Source organism: Paraburkholderia sediminicola, from assembly GCF_902859805.1.
Lineage (GTDB): Bacteria > Pseudomonadota > Gammaproteobacteria > Burkholderiales > Burkholderiaceae > Paraburkholderia > Paraburkholderia sediminicola.
In genome coordinates this window covers 143986-160404 of the sequence record NZ_CADIKC010000007.1, presented here as the reverse complement: position 1 = coordinate 160404, position 16419 = coordinate 143986, and the positions used below count along the sequence as shown (strand labels likewise).

The following is a 16419-nucleotide window of genomic DNA, read 5'->3' as shown; positions in this document are numbered from 1 at the left end:
TTGCTCAGACCACGGCCATCGCCATCACCATCGCCTCCATCAACTCACCACCGGATCTGATCGAAGCGCCGCGTGTACAGCAATTCCAAGCCGTCGAACGTGCCGCCATATGCCGCGACCGACCAATAGCGCGTGAGGTTCACCGTTGCCTTGATCGCATTGCTCGCCGACTGCAGCCCCTGCTCGTAGCCCACCACGAGCCACTCGTTGATCGCCTTCGACACCATCACCACTTGCGGATCGGTCAGCCCGACTTCGCTTCGCCCGATCGAAAACTCGTCGAGCCCGAAGGTCTGCGCGATCCGCTTGCCGCTCGCACTGCCGAGCAAGGCGAGCGCGGTTGTCATGGTGCTTTGCTGACCGAGGTTGTTGCCCTGATCCGTGCCGTGTCCGAACAGCAGCCACGAGAGCTTTTCGTTGTCCGCCACGTTCGGCTCGGACACCAGCTTCGCGACCGGGAACTGGACGGTGCCTGTGACCTGCACACCCGCCTCGACCTGCTGATTGCGGCGCATGGCCAGGATGTTGATCCCCGGATTGGCCACCGGACCGTTGAACGTGAAGAAACCATTCTCGATGTTGAGCTTGCGGCCGAACGCGGTATAGGTCGAGCCCTGCGTCACGCGGACATTGCCGACCGCCCGCAACGGCAGGTTCGGCGCGCTCATCGCGGTGATCGTGCCGCTCAGGCCGAGGTCCGCGCCCATGCCACGGAAACGGAAGCTGTTGCCGAGACTGATGTCGATATTGGCGCGCGGCGCAAACGGGCCGATCGGCTTGTTCGTGCCTGCCACCTGTGGCGGTGGCCGCTCGCCTGCCACCGTACCGTCGGGGCGCACCACCACGACGTCGTCGCCAAGCTTCGGCGCGGACTGCTCCGGCATATCGAACAGCGCGTGATCGACCACGAATTTGCCGTTGATCGCCATACCGCCCTCTGCCCCGGCGTTCGCCACGCTCGCGCTGCCCGACAGCGACAGATTGCGGTCCGGCGCCGCAAACAATTCCAGCTTGTCCGCGACGATGCTCGCGGTCAGATCCGGTTGCGCGCCGTCCAGACGCACGTGGCCGGTGGCGCGCAGTGTGCCGCTCGCACCGTGAAACTCCACCTGCTGGAAGTCCACCAGATTTTGCGAGAGCGCGATCCGCACCACGCCGTCCTTCAACTGCACGCCCTGATCGACCATCGTCGCTGACAAGCCATCGCCGATCAGCGACCCTGTCAGGTTCGGCTTGGCGACCGTGCCGCCGAGCGCAAGTTTTAGCGCGAGGTGGCCGTCGAGCAGATAGCTCGGGCCGAACAGGCCGCCGGTCGTTTTCAGCGACGGCACGTTCGCATTCACATTCCCGCTGACCGCGCCCTCCTCGTTGACGGTCAGGAAGCCGTCGCGCATCACGAGTGTAGTGTGCGCGTCGGCGTCGACCACGCCGATTCGGGTAGCCTGCGCGTGCACGGTTGCATTTAGCCGGTTGCCGCCGCTGAATTCTGCGCGCGCGTTCATATCCGTGATGCCCAGCGAGGCCAGACCACGGCCGATCTCGACCGTGACGTCGCCGCTGCGACGCCTCAACTGGACGTGGCCGCTCGCGGTGCTGCCGAGCGCAAAGTCCCAATCGCCGTCGAACACCAGATCGGTTTTGACAGCCGGCGGCTCGCCCGTGATTTGCCGCCGCAGATCCTGCAGGCGCGCGAGCGAAATATCGGTCAAGGTGCCTGCGGACTGGATCTTGCCGTGGTCGAACGCGAACGATTTCAGGCTCAGCACCGCGCCTTCCAGCGTGAGACGCGTTGCGCCGAGCGTCAGACGATTCGGCCCGGCACTCACGGCGAGCGGCGATTCGAGATTCAGCGCCGGTGTGCCGCGATTCTGCAGGCGGGTCACAGTGCCGTCCCAGCGCGTGCCATCACGTGCTTCGGTCAATTTGCCGTTGGCGGCAAGCGTCAGATCGAGCGGACGCTCCTGCAATTTGCCGGTGGCCGCCGCCTCCAGCGTATGGTTGGCGCGCGTGCCGGACAGGCGCGCCGTGAGCGTGGTGAGATCGACGCCGCCGGCGCTGAGATTGCGCGCATCGGTCGTGAAAACGAGCGCGCCGTTCGCGCCGTCGCGCAATTCGGCGTGACCTTCGGCATGACCGATGCGGTTGCTGCTGAACACCACACTGTCTGCCTTGTAGTTCAGCACCACGTTCGGATGCGCGAACGAGCCGGTAACGTCGCCATCCGCGGCAATGAGACCCGCGAGGCCGAAACCGAGGCGCTCCAGTTCCGGCGCATCGACGCGGAAACGCAGCCGGTCGCCGCGCGCGCCGAAGCTGCCCTGCAAGTCCACCTGATTGCCCGCCACCGAGAGATTCGCGCGGCTCGGCAGAATCCGCGAGCCGGACAACTGGACCACGCCGCCCCCCGTCAACGGCAGGCCGTCGTAGACGCTCGGGCCGAGTTTGAATTCGGCCTTGGTGGTGAAGACCGGGCCGAGCATACCGGCTGCCGTGAGCGTGCCGTTCACGCGTGCCTCGATCTTGTGGGCGGCCGGCGCGGCGTGCCTGGGGGGTGGCGTCTTACGTTGAACCACTTCGGTTCGCACGGCGGCTTTGGCGGTGTTCTTTACCACGGCGGCGGCCTTGTCGCCGGGGGCCGCGCTTTTCGCACCGGCGGTGCTGCCCGCTTCTGCCGCGCCTTGTGCGTTTTTCGCGCCTTGTGCGCCTTTTGTGTTTTTGGCAGAGCTTGCCGCAGGCGCCGGGCCCGTTACCGGCGTGCGGGACGGCATCTGCGAAGTCAGCGTCAACGGATCGAAATCCGTCAGTTGCGCCTTCAGGTTGTAGGTGGAATTCGCATCGTGCTTAAGCGCACCGGACAGATCGATGCGGCCTTTGCCCGACGTGACACGCACGTCGTTGAAGCTCATGCGCGCGGGATCGAAGGTCACCTTGCCTTGCGCGCGCAGACCCGCTTTCGGATCGGCGAGATCGAGTGTCAGGCTTTGCACATCGTCGTTCAGACGGATGCCGATCGGGCCGGAAAGCTGGGTAGGCCGCACGGTCGCTTCGAGCGCATTCAGGTCGAGTCCGGCGACTTGCAGATCGAACTGGCCGCGCTTGCCGGTCAGCGCACCACCGCCCGTAAGCGTGGCGCTTTTCACGAGCCGCACCATCAAGTTCGAAATACGCTGCGCCTGCGCGTCGAGGCGTACGTCGGCGTTGGCATCGATCACAGGAAGCAGGTTCTGGTCGATCGCACCGGGTTTGGCGTTGACGATCGAGATATGGCCGGCGACGGCGAATCCCGCTGCGGCTTTTGCTGCCGCATCGGTGTTGACGCCGCCTTTGCCATTTTTGACAACGTGCTGCGGCTCGGCAATACCGGTAGCGCTGCTGGCACCCGCGGTGCTCGTGGTGCGGGAAGCGCTGACCGAACTTGCCGCCTTCGCCGCCTTCGCCGAACTCGCCATATCTGCCGCGCCGGCAACACTCACCCCACTGGCCGCACTAGCCCCACCCGCCGCACCCAACGTCACCGCACCAGTTGCATCCTGCCCCACCGGCTGCAGTTCAGCCCGCACCGCCAGATCCGCCAGCGGCGCGCCCGGCGCAAACGCCTGCGGGTTGATGTGATCAAAAGTCAGCGTGGCGCGTTGCAACGGCACGTCGCCGAACGGCGTCGCCTCGACTCGCGCATGGCCGGCGAGCTTCATGCCGCTAGCGTCGAGTTCGGCGATGAGATTCTCCAGCGAGCCAGTCAGATGGCCGCCCACCTGCACCGCCTCGTCGTTGACCTTGCCCGAATAGCCGAGGTCGCCGGTCAGCGGAAACGGCCGCACCCCATCGAGCTTCGCCATTGCCGTCACGGCGCCGAACGGTGTGTCGAGCCGCTCGATCGCGGCCTCGTGGTGCCGGCCGTCGCTGCGGCCATGAAACATGAAACGGGACAGCTCGGTCGTCGATCCGCCCTCGCGCAACAGCAGTTTGTCGACCTGCACGTCGCGCACTTCGAGTTGCATCGGCAAGCGCAAGTCTTGCGGCAGTTTCAGCGGCCCGCTGCTGCTGGACGACGACGAGCCGATACGGGCGTCAATCGTACCGACATGCAGATAGTCGATCGAGAAGCGCCAAGGCTTGTTTGTCAGTTCCCAGCGGCCGGCCACGCGGTCGATCTGGATATCGGTGCCGCTGCCGTCGAAACTGCGCCAGCGCACCTGGCGAAGTTGGACGCCGTGGGCGATAGCGCCACTCTCGAGCGTGCCGGTCAGCTTGCCGCCCAGCAGTTTGACGGCCGCCTGCCACGCGTAAGCCGTGCCACGCTCAGTCGTCAGCGCGCCGTACAGCAGGCCGATTGCCATGGCGACCAGCAGCACCAGCACGGCGACCATCCACGCAAGCGTTTTCAGCAACAACCGCCCGCGACGGCGCCTGGGCTGCGGCGCATCGGGCGGAGGCTGCTGTCCGTGCTCTCCTGGCGGAAGAGCGCCGGGCGGCTGCGCGGGAGGTTGGGCGGAAACGTCCGTGGTCATGCGTGGATCATGTAAAAGCGGCTTTCCATCAGAAGGCGATGCCGAGGGTCAGGTACGGCCGCACGCTCCGGTTGCGGATCCCATAGGCGACGTCGACATTGACCGGGCCGACCGGGCTGCGCCAGCGCGCCCCAACGCCGACGCCGGGATAAAAAACTTTCTCGCCCCAGGTATCGGTAGCGGTGCCGACGTCGAAGAACGCGGCTGCGCCCCAGTCGTGATTGAACCAATGCTGGTACTCCGCCGACGCGGTCACGAGATACTTGGTGGGCAGCACCGAACCGTCGACGTTATTACCAATGCTTTGATAGCTATAGCCACGTATCGAATTCGAGCCGCCCGCGCGGAACAGCAGCGAAGCCGGAATCCCGCTCGAACTGCCGCTCGTGAACACGCCGCCGAGTTCGGCACGGATCAGCACGAGATCTTCCCTGCCGATCGGCAGGTACTGCTGGCCACGGGCGTAGCCGCGCGCGAATGTCTGGTCGGTCAGCGCACCTTTGACCGCGAAGCCCGCTTCGACGTGAATCAGGTTGCCCGAACGCGGGAACAATGGATCGTCGGTATTGCGGCGCGTCCACGACCACGACGGCACCAGCGCGCGGCTGGTAGTCGGCGCGATCGCGTTCTGATCGAGCCGGTCCTGGTAATAGAGAATCGCGTAGTTATAGTCGATGAACTGCGACGTACGGGACCGCTGCACGCCGCCACGGATACTGTAGATGCGCGTGTCGGACACGTCGGTCGTGGTGTAGGAAGCCAGCACGCTGTTGGTCCACGCGCGCGGCCCCGGCGGCATTGCGAGCTGAATTTGCCCGTACTGCTGAATCTGGTCGATGCGGCCGTCGACCGTGAACGGCCATGCTTTGCCGAACGTGTCGAGATACGAATACGAGCCCTGGATCAGCGGGCCGTTGTCGGTCGAATAACCCACGCCACCGCGGATACTGTTGTACGGGTATTCCGACACCTTCACGTGCATCGGTGTCTCGACCGGCTTGGCCGGATCGCTGTCCACGTCGATCGCCACGCTCGCGTAGTACGGCGTGTTCTGCAGCTGCCGCTGCAATTCGGCGACACGTTGCACGTCGTAGATATCGCCGGGCGAAATCGGATTTACGTTGTCGACGATCTGTTCCGGATAGCGCCGCGTGCCGGACACGTCGAGTTTGCCCATCGTAAAGGTCGGGCCGCTCTCGTACGTCACCGACAGTTTCGCCTCGTGCGTACGCGGGTCGATCCGCGCTTCGGAGTGGTAGATCTTCGCGCCCAGGTAACGACGCGACTGCAGCGCCTTGAGCGACGCGTTTTTCGCGTCGTCCCAGTCGCCTTGCGAAAACGGATCGCCCTCGTGCAATGAAAACGCGAAGCGCGCCGCATTTTCCTGCGCCGGGTCTTCGGTCAGCACTGGGCCGCGAAATGACAGCGAAATCAACGTGATGAGGGTTTGCGGGCCGGGATCGACGCTCACGGTCACCTGCTTCTGGTCGTCGACGGTTCGCACGTCGGTGCGTACGACCGGCGAGAAATAGCCCTGCGTGGCGGCCAGGTCGCGCACCTGCTGCGGGGTGGCCGTAATCAGAAATTCAAACTGGTCGTCGCTTATGTCGGGACGCTTGGCGAAACGCGCCACGTCCAGATGCGCTTCGAGCAGCTTGCGCAGCGAGCGCGGCGTGGCTTCGATATCGACCTTGTAGCTGGCGGGCGGGCGCCGCGCCGCGTGCGCGTCGACCGAGGCAAGCATGAGCATGAGGATGCTGAATGCCAGCCACGCGTGCAGCCAGCGCCGAATGGGCGTCAGCGGCCCTCGCTCGTCACCGGTTTTGCCGCGCCGCCTTTGCGGCTCTTCGATCGCACACCCCGCCAAACAGGACCTCCGGCCGTGGTTGATGAATTCTGTCGCTCGGGCTCGCCGCGGCGGCCGAAGCTCGCTATTTGACCACATCGGCGAGACCGCGCCATCTCTTAAAAGGGCGTTTGCCGCATGGGACCCGGCAGGCGCTTTGGCCCGATGTGCCGCGCCCCATGCCGCATGCGTAGTGATTTCCACATGGACGCACGGTCCCGATTCGCGCACCGCCCGCCGACGGCGCGCCCGCCTTTGACGCGTCGCAGCAGCACGGGTTCCAGACGTTTTTGCAGGCGGGCCGCTCGCGCCGGCCATCGTTTTTCGACCACGCGCGGCGCATGCGGTAAAATTATCGAATAGGAGCGATGCTGCGCGGGTTCACGCCTGTTTCCGCCCAGCAGCCGCCATTCCCCACACCACGGACGTCTAGCCATGTATCAATCGGACATCACCCAGTTCCTGAACCAGCTCAAGCAACAAAAACCGAATCTGGAAGCTGAGCAGCGCCGTGGCCGGTCGCTGCTGTGGGACAAACAGCCGATCGACCTCGAAGAACGCGCCGAGCAGAAAGCCTCGCGCGTGGAGCAGACGCCTTACTCGTACTATCAAAACTTCTAAGCGCGTGAGTCACGCCGACGAGGCAAAGGGCGCCGCACTGGCGCCCGACGCCGCGCTTGCCGCGCCCACCACCGATTCGACGCCGGACACTGTAGACGGCATCGCTTTCGCACGCCTGTACGGTGAGCCGCTCTTCAAGCTGCCGACGGATCTGTACATTCCGCCGGACGCGCTCGAAGTGTTCCTCGAAACGTTCGAAGGCCCGCTGGATCTGTTGCTGTACCTGATCCGCAAGCAGAACTTCAACGTGCTCGACATCCCGATGGCGGATGTCACGGTCCAATACCTCGGCTACGTCGATCAGCTGCGCCAGACCAATCTCGAACTCGCGTCCGAGTATCTGCTGATGGCCGCCATGCTGATCGAGATCAAGTCGCGCATGCTGTTGCCGGTGAAGAAGGCCGACAGCGGCGACGAAGCCGAAGATCCGCGTGCCGAACTGGTGCGCCGTCTGCTCGAATACGAACAGATGAAGCTCGCTGCCCAGCGCATCGACCATCTGCCGCAGCTTGGCCGCGATTTCCTGCGCGCAGAGGTGTATATCGAGCAAAGCATCACGCCGCGTTTCCCGGACGTGGATAGCGAAGACCTGCGCGCCGCGTGGGCCGACGTGATCAAACGCGCCAAGCTGGTCCAGCATCACAAGATTTCGCGCGAAGAGTTATCGGTGCGCGAGCATATGAGCACGATCCTTCGGCGACTGCAGAACGCGCGCTTCATGGAGTTCTCGGACCTGTTCGACACGAGCAAAGGCGTGCCAGTGGTCGTGGTGAATTTCATCGCGATGCTCGAGTTGTGCCGTGAGTCGCTCGTCGAAATCACGCAGGCCGAGCCGTTCGCACCGATCTACGTGCGCCTCGCCTATCTGCCGGCCTGACGCCGCGAAACGGGGCTTGCGTGCGCTATCGCTGCCGCAAACGCCTCATTTCGGTGCGCCCCGGGAGCAAATCCACTACAATCCCGCGCTCCGAACCTGTCATTACCAGTGAGGCCACGGGTCACGCGAAAACCTAAGTTTTTGCGCCAACCGGGTCTCGCGCCGCGCGAGGAAATCCCTGTCCGATCATGAAAGTCATCAGCTCGATCCATGAATTGCGCGACCAGTTGCGCGGCCAGAATCGCACCGCCTTTGTGCCGACCATGGGCAATCTGCACGAGGGCCATCTGTCGCTGATGCGCCTCGCGCGCCAGCACGGCGATCCGGTGGTGGCGAGCATCTTCGTCAACCGCCTGCAGTTCGGTCCGAACGAAGATTTCGACAAATACCCGCGCACGCTCGAAGCCGACATCGAGAAGCTGCAGAAAGAAGGCGTCTACGTGCTGTTCGCGCCGACGGAACGGGATCTGTATCCGGAGCCGCAGGAGTACCGCGTGCATCCGCCGCACGATCTGGGCGACATCCTCGAAGGCGAATTCCGGCCTGGTTTCTTCCAGGGCGTGTGCACGGTGGTGATGAAGCTGATGTCGTGCGTGCAGCCGCGCGTCGCGGTGTTCGGTAAGAAGGATTACCAGCAGTTGATGATCGTGCGCAGCATGTGCCACCAGTTCGCGCTGCCGACCGACATCATCGCCGCGGAAACCGTGCGTGATACGGACGGCCTCGCGCTCAGCTCGCGCAACCGTTTTCTGCAAACGGCCGAACGCGCCGAGGCGCCGATGCTGGCTGCCGAACTCAATCGCGTGCGCGATGCGGTGCTCGCCGGCGACCGCGACTTCGCAAAACTCGAACAGGCAGCGATGGCGGCACTGGCCGCGCGCGGCTGGCAGCCTGACTACATCGCGGTGCGCAAGCGCTCGAATCTGCTGGCGCCGGGCGCACAAGACGCGAATGCGGAGTTGGTCGTGCTGGCTGCCGCCAAGCTCGGCAGCACCCGTCTCATCGACAACCTCGAAATCTGAAGCCGTCTTAGGCTGCGCAAACACGCATTAGAAGCACAAGGGATTGGTCATGCAACGCAACATGCTGAAGTCGAAAATCCATCGCGTCGCGGTCACGCACTGCGAACTGCACTACGAAGGTTCGTGCGCGATCGACGAAGACTTGCTGGAAGCCGCGAACATCATTGAAAACGAGCGGATCGACATCTGGAATATCAACAACGGCGAGCGCTTCTCGACGTACGCAATCAAGGGTGAACGCGGCAGCGGCATGATTTCGCTGAACGGTTCGGCCGCGCGGCGTGCTCAGTTGGGCGATCTGGTGATCATCGCGGCGTTCGCCGTAGTCGACGAAGCGGAATTGAAGGCAGGCTGGAAACCGGATCTGGTGTTTGTCGACGACAACAACAAGATCAAGGGCAGCCGCGACCACGTGCCGACCCAGAACTGGACTTAAGCGGGATCTGAACCGGCTTTTCGCCGCACGGCACGGTTCCATAAAGCGGGCGGCCACGCCGCCTGCCATTCACTTCAAGCCTTCTTACCGGCGCCGTTGGTCCATTGGATGATCGGCTGCCACTGCTCCAGATCCTTCTCCACGCGGCTTTTCGCGACGTCCCACAAGGTCAGGCCGTGCGCGGCCAGTTGCACGTAATTCTGCGTGTCGCGCAGGTAACCCAGCACCGGCAGCTTCAGTCCCTCGACAAAGCGATGCAGCTGCTCCGCTGAGCGGGTGCGCGCGTCGACGCGCATGCCCACCACACCGATCTCGATCGCGCCTTTCCGGACCGCCTTCTCCTTGGCCAGCCGCTCGAGAAATTCCTGGGTGGCGAGAATGTCGAACATCGACGGCTGCAGCGGAACAATCACCTTGTCAGCCAGATCCAGCGCGATATTCAGTCGGTTGCCATGCAACCCGGCCGGCGTGTCGATGACCGCGTGTTCCAGACCTCGGGGCGGTTTGGCGGGGTTTTCAAGGTCGACCTCCCAGGTCTCGATAGGCGGCAGCGCGGGCGGCCGCAGCGACAGCCACGCGTGCGACGACTGCTGTTTGTCCATGTCCGCCAGCGCGATCCATTCCCCTTGCGACGCGAAATAGCCGGCCAGATTGGTGGACAGCGTGCTTTTGCCCACGCCGCCCTTCGGATTCGCCACCACGATTACCGTCATGAATTCTCCCGGAAAGAAGGCTGGGCGCCGCCAGCCGGTTTACCGCGCAGTTTGCTCTGACTTGCGCCGAGGTGCCCTGATTCGTGCCCGTTTCAGGTTCACCCGCCGATCCAGCCGTTGATAATATCGACAAATTCACCGGGGCCGAAGCCCCCAAACGGCTATTGACCGCCTTACATCGCTGTTTTTTCCATCGAGGACCCGAATCTCATGAGCAAACTTCGCCCGGAATACTCCATCGAGCGCCTGCACGAACGCCAAAAGGGCAAGCTGCCCGGCTTGCTGGGCGTGCATGTTCTGGCGCTGGAGGAAGGCACGCTGACCGCTGAATTGACCGTGCGCGAGGAGTTGCTGGCGCCGAACGGCTTTTTGCATGCCGCCACGGTGATCGGCCTCGCCGATACCGCCTGCGGCTATGCGTGCCTCGCCCACCTGCCCGAGACGGCGCGCAATTTCACGACCATCGAGCTGAAAAGCAATTTTCTCGGCACGGCGACGGAGGGCACGATCCGCGCGGTCGCCAAGGCCGTCCATCTGGGCCGCAGCACGCAGGTGTGGGACGCCACCGTCACCGATCCGAACGGCAAGACGATGGCGCTGTTTCGCTGCACGCAGATCGTGTTGTATTGATTGATTGGCGCGGGGGTACGGCGCAGGGACCGGAACGCCTGAAGTACGCCTTGCTCAGCGCAAATAAAAAAGCACGCGGCAACACGGCGCGTGCTTTTTTGTTGCCGGCGCGGCGAAGCGCCAGCGGCGGTTTCGTGCCTGGGTGAGGCGTATCAGGCGGCCACTGCGCGCGGCGCCTTCGCACCGCTCAGCGCCAGCGCACCGGCGCCAAGCAGCGACTGCACAACCAGAGTCACTGCCCAGAAAGCCGGATATTCCCAGCCGCCGTGCGGCGAAGCGAACCCCCAGCCGTTCTGCAGATGCTGCGACGTTGCGCCGAGCATGAACGGCAGCAGCACCAGCGCGACCCAGCGGACCTGCACGCCGAGCAGCAGCGCAATACCGCCGATCAATTCGACGAACGCCGTCACATAGCCGAGCCAGCCCGGCAAGCCGAGCGAAACAAAAAACTGCGCCGTTCCCGGCAGCGTGAAAACAAATATCTTCTGCAAGCTGTGCGCGAGATAGAGAACGCCCAAGGCGAGACGAAGGATCAAGGCGGCCAGATCGGCGGAGCGGTTCGAGTTCATGACGAGTCCTTTACGAAAGGGAGACGGCCCGCATCGGCCGTCGATGTCACGACTGTATTCGAACCAGATGAGGTGAAAAACTGCCTTTCAGGCTTTGATTATTTCCCAATGGGGTTTAATCGCTGCCATCCAGTCAACTTCAGTCAGCCAATCGCGGCGAAAAGCTTCGAAAGATCGAGGTGTTCGGCCAGCGTGTCGGCCAGACGATCCAGCGAGGCCTCACGCAACGCCGGGTAGTCGATTTTCTCGGCGTCGCTCAGTCCTGCCCACGCCAACAATGCGGCGCACGCGGCCGGCGTGTCGAACAGCCCGTGCACGTAGGTCGCGAGGATTTGGCCATCGGCCGAGATCGCACCGTCCGGATGCGCATTTGGCGTTTCGCCCAACTGCAGCGCGGGCGAGCCGAGCGCCGGGCCCTGCGTCTCGCCCATGTGAATCTCGTAGCCGGCCACCTCGGGCGCCCCTGGCAACGCGAGACGCCCGGTCACGTTCTTGAGCGTTTTTTCGCGCGTCAGCACTGTCGAATAATCGAGCCAGCCAAGGCCGGCGCTTGTGCCAGGCGCGCCTTCCACGCCGTGCGGGTCGGCTACTTCGTGTCCGAGCATCTGCATGCCGCCGCAAATTCCGATAACGCGGCCGCCATAGCGCAGATGCCGTTGCAGCACCGCGTCCCAGCCTTGCGCACGCAGAAAGGCCAGATCGCCCGGCACGTTCTTCGAGCCCGGCAGAATGATCAGATCGGCCGGCGGAGGCGGCGTGCCGCTTCGCACGTAGTGAAAATCGACCTGGGGATGCGCGCGCAGCGCGTCGAAATCCGTGTGATTGCTGATGTGCGGCAACACCGGCACGACTACCCGCAACATCCGGTTCGGGTCGTCACCTTGGCCGCTGTGCGCCGCGCGCAACTCGGGCGGCAGCATGTCTTCGGCATCGAGCGTCAGACCGTGCAGATACGGCACCACGCCGAGCACCGGTTTGCCGGTCTTCGCTTCGAGCCAGTCGAGCCCGGGCTTGAGCAAACTGACGTCACCGCGAAAGCGATTGATGATGAAGCCGCGCACACGCGCCTGCTCGCTGTCCGACAGACACGCGAGCGTACCGGTCAGGTGCGCGAACACCCCACCCCGGTCGATGTCGGCCACCAGCACGACCGGACAATCAACAGCTTCAGCGAAACCCATGTTGGCGATATCGCGGTCGCGCAGATTGATCTCGGCGGGACTGCCCGCGCCTTCGACAAAAATCGTGTCATACGCCGCTTGCAGACGCGCATACGATTCCAGCACCGCCTCGAAGGCGACCGGCTTGTAGTCGTGATACGCGCGAGCATCGAGATTCATGCGCGCCTTGCCGTGGATGATCACTTGCGCGCCACGGTCGCTCGTCGGCTTGAGCAACACCGGGTTCAGATCGGTGTGAGCGTCAATGCCGGCCGCCACCGCCTGCAAGGCCTGAGCGCGGCCGATTTCGCCACCGTCAACTGTCACCGCGCTATTGAGCGCCATGTTCTGCGGCTTGAACGGCGCGACCCGCACGCCGGCGCGGCGCGCCAGCCGGCATAAACCCGCGACGAGCGTGCTCTTGCCCGCATCGGACGTAGTGCCCTGAATCATCAGCGTGCCGCGCGGCACGGGTACGGCGTCATGCGGGTTCGAAATGGCGGTCACGGAATATCGGCTTCGGCGGTGAATAAGCAATGAATGCGGGCGATGAACGCGGCATTATCCCATCGTGCCGGCACGCGCTGCACGCCGGTACAATCACGCGATGATTTCCCGCGACCTCACCTTCGTTCTCGGCGGCGCCCGTTCGGGCAAGAGCGTGCACGCCGAAAAACTGGCGAACGATAGCGCCCTCCCCGTCACGTACATCGCCACCGCGCGCGTAGCCGACGACGCCGAATTCAGCGCGCGAATCGCGCATCATCGCGAACGGCGTCCGGCGCATTGGGCTTTGCACGAAGCAGACGTGGATCTCGCCGGCGCCGTCACGCAAATCGACTCGCCGGGTCACTGCATTCTGATCGACTGCCTGACGCTGTGGCTCGCCAACCTGCTGTGCCCACCCGACGGCGACGGCTTGCCGGTCGATCACTATCACACGCACTTTGCCGCTTTCGAAGCAGCGCTCATCAACGCCAGAGGCAAGATCATCGTGGTCAGCAATGAAATCGGTTTGGGCGTGGTGCCGCTCGGCGCGGAAACACGCCTCTACGTCGACGAACTCGGGCGGCTCAATCAGCGCATCGCCGCGTTGAGCACCCAGGTCACGATGATGGTCGCGGGCTTGCCGCTCGCCTTGAAGACAGCGGGGGGTGCGTGATGCTGTCGCTTCCTTTGATCGTTACGCTGGCAACGGCGGGCGTCGCCGTCGACCGTTGGCTTGGTGAGCCGCGCACGGCGCATCCGCTGGTCGGCTTCGGCAAATGGGCGATGCGCTTCGAAACGCACTACAACACTGGCCGGCGCTTGCGTCTCAAGGGGCTGCTCGCCTGGTCGCTGACGGTGATGCCGCCGGTGCTGATTGCCTGGTGGCTCGTCTCCGTGCTGCCTTTTTTTGCGGCATGCGCGGTGCATGTCGTGTTGCTGTGGTTCGCGCTCGGCGCACGCAGCCTGCACGATCACATTGCACCGATCGCCGAGGCCCTGACGCGGCGCGATCTGGCGCAAGCGCGCCTCCTGACCTCGCGCATCGTGTCGCGCGAAACCGCTCATGCCGACGAAGCGGCGCTGTCACGCGCTGCCGTCGAATCGGCGCTCGAAAACGGCAACGACGCGATCTTCGGCGCGCTGTTCTGGTTTGCGATCGCGGGCGGTCCGGGCGCGCTGGGGTTTCGTCTGGCCAACACGCTCGATGCCATGTGGGGCTACCGCACGCCGCGCTATTTGCGCTTCGGCTGGGCCGCCGCGCGCATCGACGACGTGCTCAACTGGATTCCCGCGCGCCTCACCGCGGCGAGCTACGCCTTGCTCGGTGACACGCGCACCGCGCTGCGTTGCTGGCGCGAACAGGCGCCGCGTTGGGACAGTCCGAACGCCGGGCCGGTCATGGCCTCGGGCGCGGGCAGTCTGAACGTGCTGATCGGCGGGCCTGCGGTGTATCACGGCGCGCTTGAACACAGGCCGATGCTTGGTTTCGGACACGCGGCGAAGGCCAGTCACGTTACGGCAGCGTTGATGCTGGTCGAACGGACGGTCATTCTCTGGCTGGCGGTACTGATCGTGATGGCGTTGCTGAGTGTTCCCTTTCATGGCTGATCGAATGGTCGAGCGCACGACGAATGCCGGTATCTCGTTCAACGCCGTGGTTCATGGCGGCAATCTGCACGAAGCGGCTGAGCGTTACGGCATTCCGTACGCGCAATGGCTCGACCTGTCGACGGGTATCAATCCGCACGGCTATCCGGTGCCGCCGGTTCCCGCCGATGCATGGCGCCGCCTGCCCGACGACGGTGACGGTTTTGCCGACTGTGCCGCGCGTTACTATGGCGCGCCCGATGCAGCCCATGTGCTCCCCGTAGCAGGAAGCCAGGCGGCGATTCGCGCACTGCCGTCACTTTTGCCACGTGCCCGGGTCGGCATCGCGCCGCTCACGTACAGCGAATACGCGCCCGCATTCGAGCGCGCAGGGCACGAGGTTGTGCCACTGGATGTGTCCTGGGACACGTTGCCCGATGCGTTCACCCATGTTGTCGTCGTGAATCCTAACAATCCGACCGCCGAGCATCTCAGCGCCGGCAAGCTGCTGCACTGGCACGCGCAACTTAGCGCACGCGGCGGCACGCTGCTGATCGACGAGGCCTTCGCCGACACGCTGCCTTCAGCGTCGCTCGCGGCAAGCACCCATCGCAATGGGTTGATCGTGTTGCGTTCACCGGGGAAATTCTTCGGGCTCGCGGGTGTGCGCGCAGGTTTCGTACTCGGTGCGCCGGCTTTGCTCGATGCATTGCGTCTAACGCTCGGGGCGTGGACTGTCAGCGGCCCGGCTCGTCACGCCGTCAAAGCCGCGTTTGAAGACGTGGCGTGGCAGCAGCAGATGCGTACGCTGCTCGAAGCCGAGAGCGCCCGTCTGGTAAGTCTCTTGCAAGCACACGGTCTCGCCACGAACAGCACTCCCCTCTTTGCGTGGACCAACGATGCTCGCGCCGCCGCTCTACATGAAGCGTTAGCGCAACGCGGCGTGTGGACACGCCTCTTCACGGCAACGGGCAGCGTGCGTTTCGGGCTGCCCGCCAGCGACACGGAATGGGCACGCCTTGAAGAGAGTCTGCGCGAGGCCGTTCGATGATTCGACTCTCGCGCTTCTTCATCGCCGCGGCACTTGGAGTGAGCACGCTGCACGCGCATGCCGAGATCACCGTCACCGACGACACCGGCGCAACCGTCGCGCTGCCCACTCCCGCACAGCGCGTCATCAGTCTCGCGCCGCATGTCACCGAACTGCTGTACGCCGCAGGCGGTGGCGCGAAAATGGTCGGCGCCGTGTCCTACAGCGACTACCCGCTTGAAGCAAAGCAACTGCCGCGCGTTGGCGACAACAAAGCGCTCGACCTAGAACGGATCGTCGCGTTGAAGCCCGATCTGATCGTCGTGTGGCGGCATGGCAATGCGCAGCGCCAACTCGATCGCCTTCGTGAAATGCATGTGCCGTTGTTCTTCAGCGAGCCGCATCATCTCGACGATGTTGCGGTGTCGCTGACGAAGCTTGGGCAATTGCTGGGCACCTCGCCGACCGCCGATGCCGCAGCGGCAACATACCGCCAGGACATCGCACGACTGCGCACGCAGTATGCGAGCCGCCCGCCTGTCAGCGTGTTCTATCAGGTGTGGGATCAGCCGTTGATGACGCTCAACGGCGAGCATATGGTCAGCGACGTGATTGCGCTATGCGGCGGCCGCAATGTGTTTGCGAAACTCGAACCGCTGGTGCCGACCGTCTCGACCGAAGCGGTGCTCGCAGCGAATCCGGAAGCGATCGTCACCGCCGCACCCGGCGCGACCAAACCGGACACCACCTTGCCGCGACTCGACACATGGCGAGCCTGGCCGAGCCTCAAAGCGGTGGCGAACAACAATCTGTTCGCGATCGACGGCGATCTGATCAACCGGCCCGCGCCGCGTATTGCGCAAGGGGCGAAGCAGATGTGCGAAGACCTGGAGCTTGCGCGCTCGCGGAGAAAGAACGGCGCGCAGTGATG

14 protein-coding genes are annotated in these 16419 nt (G+C 64.1%); 9 read left to right on the top strand and 5 right to left on the bottom strand.

Annotation, left to right across the window (positions count from 1 at the left end; all coding sequences use genetic code 11):
• Positions 1-44 precede the first annotated feature (44 nt).
• A complete protein-coding gene (locus R8871_RS23835) occupies positions 45-4508 on the bottom strand; it encodes a translocation/assembly module TamB domain-containing protein (protein WP_175052678.1) in 4464 nt (1487 codons plus the stop codon).
• A 28-nt stretch (positions 4509-4536) separates the two neighbouring features.
• On the bottom strand, positions 4537-6375 hold the full coding sequence (locus R8871_RS23830) for an autotransporter assembly complex protein TamA (RefSeq protein WP_175052677.1): 1839 nt from the start codon (positions 6373-6375) through the stop codon (positions 4537-4539).
• 414 nt (positions 6376-6789) lie between these two features.
• Here R8871_RS23830 and R8871_RS23825 point away from each other — a divergent pair, with 414 nt between their 5' ends.
• From R8871_RS23825 to panD, 4 genes are all read left to right on the top strand, one after another.
• Positions 6790-6975: a DUF3460 family protein gene (locus R8871_RS23825; RefSeq protein ID WP_054035105.1), complete on the top strand. Its 186-nt coding sequence runs from the start codon at positions 6790-6792 to the stop codon at positions 6973-6975.
• A 4-nt stretch (positions 6976-6979) separates the two neighbouring features.
• Complete coding sequence (locus tag R8871_RS23820) at positions 6980-7852, top strand: segregation and condensation protein A (protein WP_175052676.1); 873 nt, start codon at positions 6980-6982, stop codon at positions 7850-7852.
• 188 nt (positions 7853-8040) lie between these two features.
• Positions 8041-8874 (top strand): pantoate--beta-alanine ligase, encoded by an 834-nt coding sequence (gene panC, locus R8871_RS23815; protein WP_175052675.1) that lies wholly within the window; start codon positions 8041-8043, stop codon positions 8872-8874.
• A 49-nt stretch (positions 8875-8923) separates the two neighbouring features.
• Entirely contained in the window at positions 8924-9310 is a 387-nt protein-coding gene (gene panD, locus R8871_RS23810) for an aspartate 1-decarboxylase (protein ID WP_046566452.1), read from the top strand.
• Positions 9311-9384: 74 nt separating this feature from the next.
• Here panD and R8871_RS23805 read toward each other — a convergent pair whose 3' ends face one another.
• Positions 9385-10023: a ParA family protein gene (locus R8871_RS23805; protein ID WP_115782118.1), complete on the bottom strand. Its 639-nt coding sequence runs from the start codon at positions 10021-10023 to the stop codon at positions 9385-9387.
• Positions 10024-10233: 210 nt separating this feature from the next.
• Here R8871_RS23805 and R8871_RS23800 point away from each other — a divergent pair, with 210 nt between their 5' ends.
• Positions 10234-10653 carry a PaaI family thioesterase gene (locus R8871_RS23800; RefSeq protein ID WP_054035109.1) on the top strand — a complete coding sequence of 140 codons (420 nt, stop codon included), beginning with the start codon at positions 10234-10236 and terminating at the stop codon, positions 10651-10653.
• A 152-nt stretch (positions 10654-10805) separates the two neighbouring features.
• On the opposite strand, the gene R8871_RS23795 is transcribed toward R8871_RS23800, so the two are convergent.
• Both R8871_RS23795 and R8871_RS23790 read right to left on the bottom strand, forming a co-directional pair.
• Positions 10806-11222 (bottom strand): DoxX family protein, encoded by a 417-nt coding sequence (locus R8871_RS23795; protein ID WP_054035112.1) that lies wholly within the window; start codon positions 11220-11222, stop codon positions 10806-10808.
• Between the two features lie 143 nt (positions 11223-11365).
• On the bottom strand, positions 11366-12835 hold the full coding sequence (locus R8871_RS23790; RefSeq protein ID WP_246287696.1) for a cobyric acid synthase: 1470 nt from the start codon (positions 12833-12835) through the stop codon (positions 11366-11368).
• A gap of 154 nt (positions 12836-12989) precedes the next feature.
• Here R8871_RS23790 and cobU point away from each other — a divergent pair, with 154 nt between their 5' ends.
• The 4 genes from cobU to R8871_RS23770 are packed head-to-tail and all read left to right on the top strand — an operon-like array spanning position 12990 to position 16417.
• Positions 12990-13544: a bifunctional adenosylcobinamide kinase/adenosylcobinamide-phosphate guanylyltransferase gene (cobU, locus tag R8871_RS23785; protein ID WP_175052674.1), complete on the top strand. Its 555-nt coding sequence runs from the start codon at positions 12990-12992 to the stop codon at positions 13542-13544.
• Positions 13544-14479, top strand: coding sequence for an adenosylcobinamide-phosphate synthase CbiB (cbiB, locus tag R8871_RS23780; protein WP_175052673.1), 936 nt, complete (start codon positions 13544-13546; stop codon positions 14477-14479). Before cobU ends, cbiB begins: the two co-directional genes overlap by 1 nt.
• Positions 14472-15509 carry a threonine-phosphate decarboxylase CobD gene (gene cobD / locus R8871_RS23775; RefSeq protein ID WP_246287676.1) on the top strand — a complete coding sequence of 346 codons (1038 nt, stop codon included), beginning with the start codon at positions 14472-14474 and terminating at the stop codon, positions 15507-15509. The genes cbiB and cobD overlap by 8 nt, the downstream gene beginning before the upstream one ends.
• A complete protein-coding gene (locus tag R8871_RS23770) occupies positions 15506-16417 on the top strand; it encodes a cobalamin-binding protein (protein WP_175052672.1) in 912 nt (303 codons plus the stop codon). Before cobD ends, R8871_RS23770 begins: the two co-directional genes overlap by 4 nt.
• Positions 16418-16419: the final 2 nt, after the last annotated feature.

What these genes read in the sequence shown, in the direction of transcription:
- R8871_RS23835 (WP_175052678.1), bottom strand. Translation starts at nt 4,508, where the DNA reads ATGACCACGGACGTTTCCGCCCAACCTCCCGCGCAGCCGCCCGGCGCT.
- R8871_RS23825 (WP_054035105.1), top strand. Translation starts at nt 6,790, where the DNA reads ATGTATCAATCGGACATCACCCAGTTCCTGAACCAGCTCAAGCAACAA.
- panC (WP_175052675.1), top strand. Translation starts at nt 8,041, where the DNA reads ATGAAAGTCATCAGCTCGATCCATGAATTGCGCGACCAGTTGCGCGGC.
- panD (WP_046566452.1), top strand. Translation starts at nt 8,924, where the DNA reads ATGCAACGCAACATGCTGAAGTCGAAAATCCATCGCGTCGCGGTCACG.
- R8871_RS23805 (WP_115782118.1), bottom strand. Translation starts at nt 10,023, where the DNA reads ATGACGGTAATCGTGGTGGCGAATCCGAAGGGCGGCGTGGGCAAAAGC.
- R8871_RS23800 (WP_054035109.1), top strand. Translation starts at nt 10,234, where the DNA reads ATGAGCAAACTTCGCCCGGAATACTCCATCGAGCGCCTGCACGAACGC.
- R8871_RS23795 (WP_054035112.1), bottom strand. Translation starts at nt 11,222, where the DNA reads ATGAACTCGAACCGCTCCGCCGATCTGGCCGCCTTGATCCTTCGTCTC.
- R8871_RS23790 (WP_246287696.1), bottom strand. Translation starts at nt 12,835, where the DNA reads ATGATTCAGGGCACTACGTCCGATGCGGGCAAGAGCACGCTCGTCGCG.
- cobU (WP_175052674.1), top strand. Translation starts at nt 12,990, where the DNA reads ATGATTTCCCGCGACCTCACCTTCGTTCTCGGCGGCGCCCGTTCGGGC.
- cbiB (WP_175052673.1), top strand. Translation starts at nt 13,544, where the DNA reads ATGCTGTCGCTTCCTTTGATCGTTACGCTGGCAACGGCGGGCGTCGCC.
- cobD (WP_246287676.1), top strand. Translation starts at nt 14,472, where the DNA reads ATGGCTGATCGAATGGTCGAGCGCACGACGAATGCCGGTATCTCGTTC.
- R8871_RS23770 (WP_175052672.1), top strand. Translation starts at nt 15,506, where the DNA reads ATGATTCGACTCTCGCGCTTCTTCATCGCCGCGGCACTTGGAGTGAGC.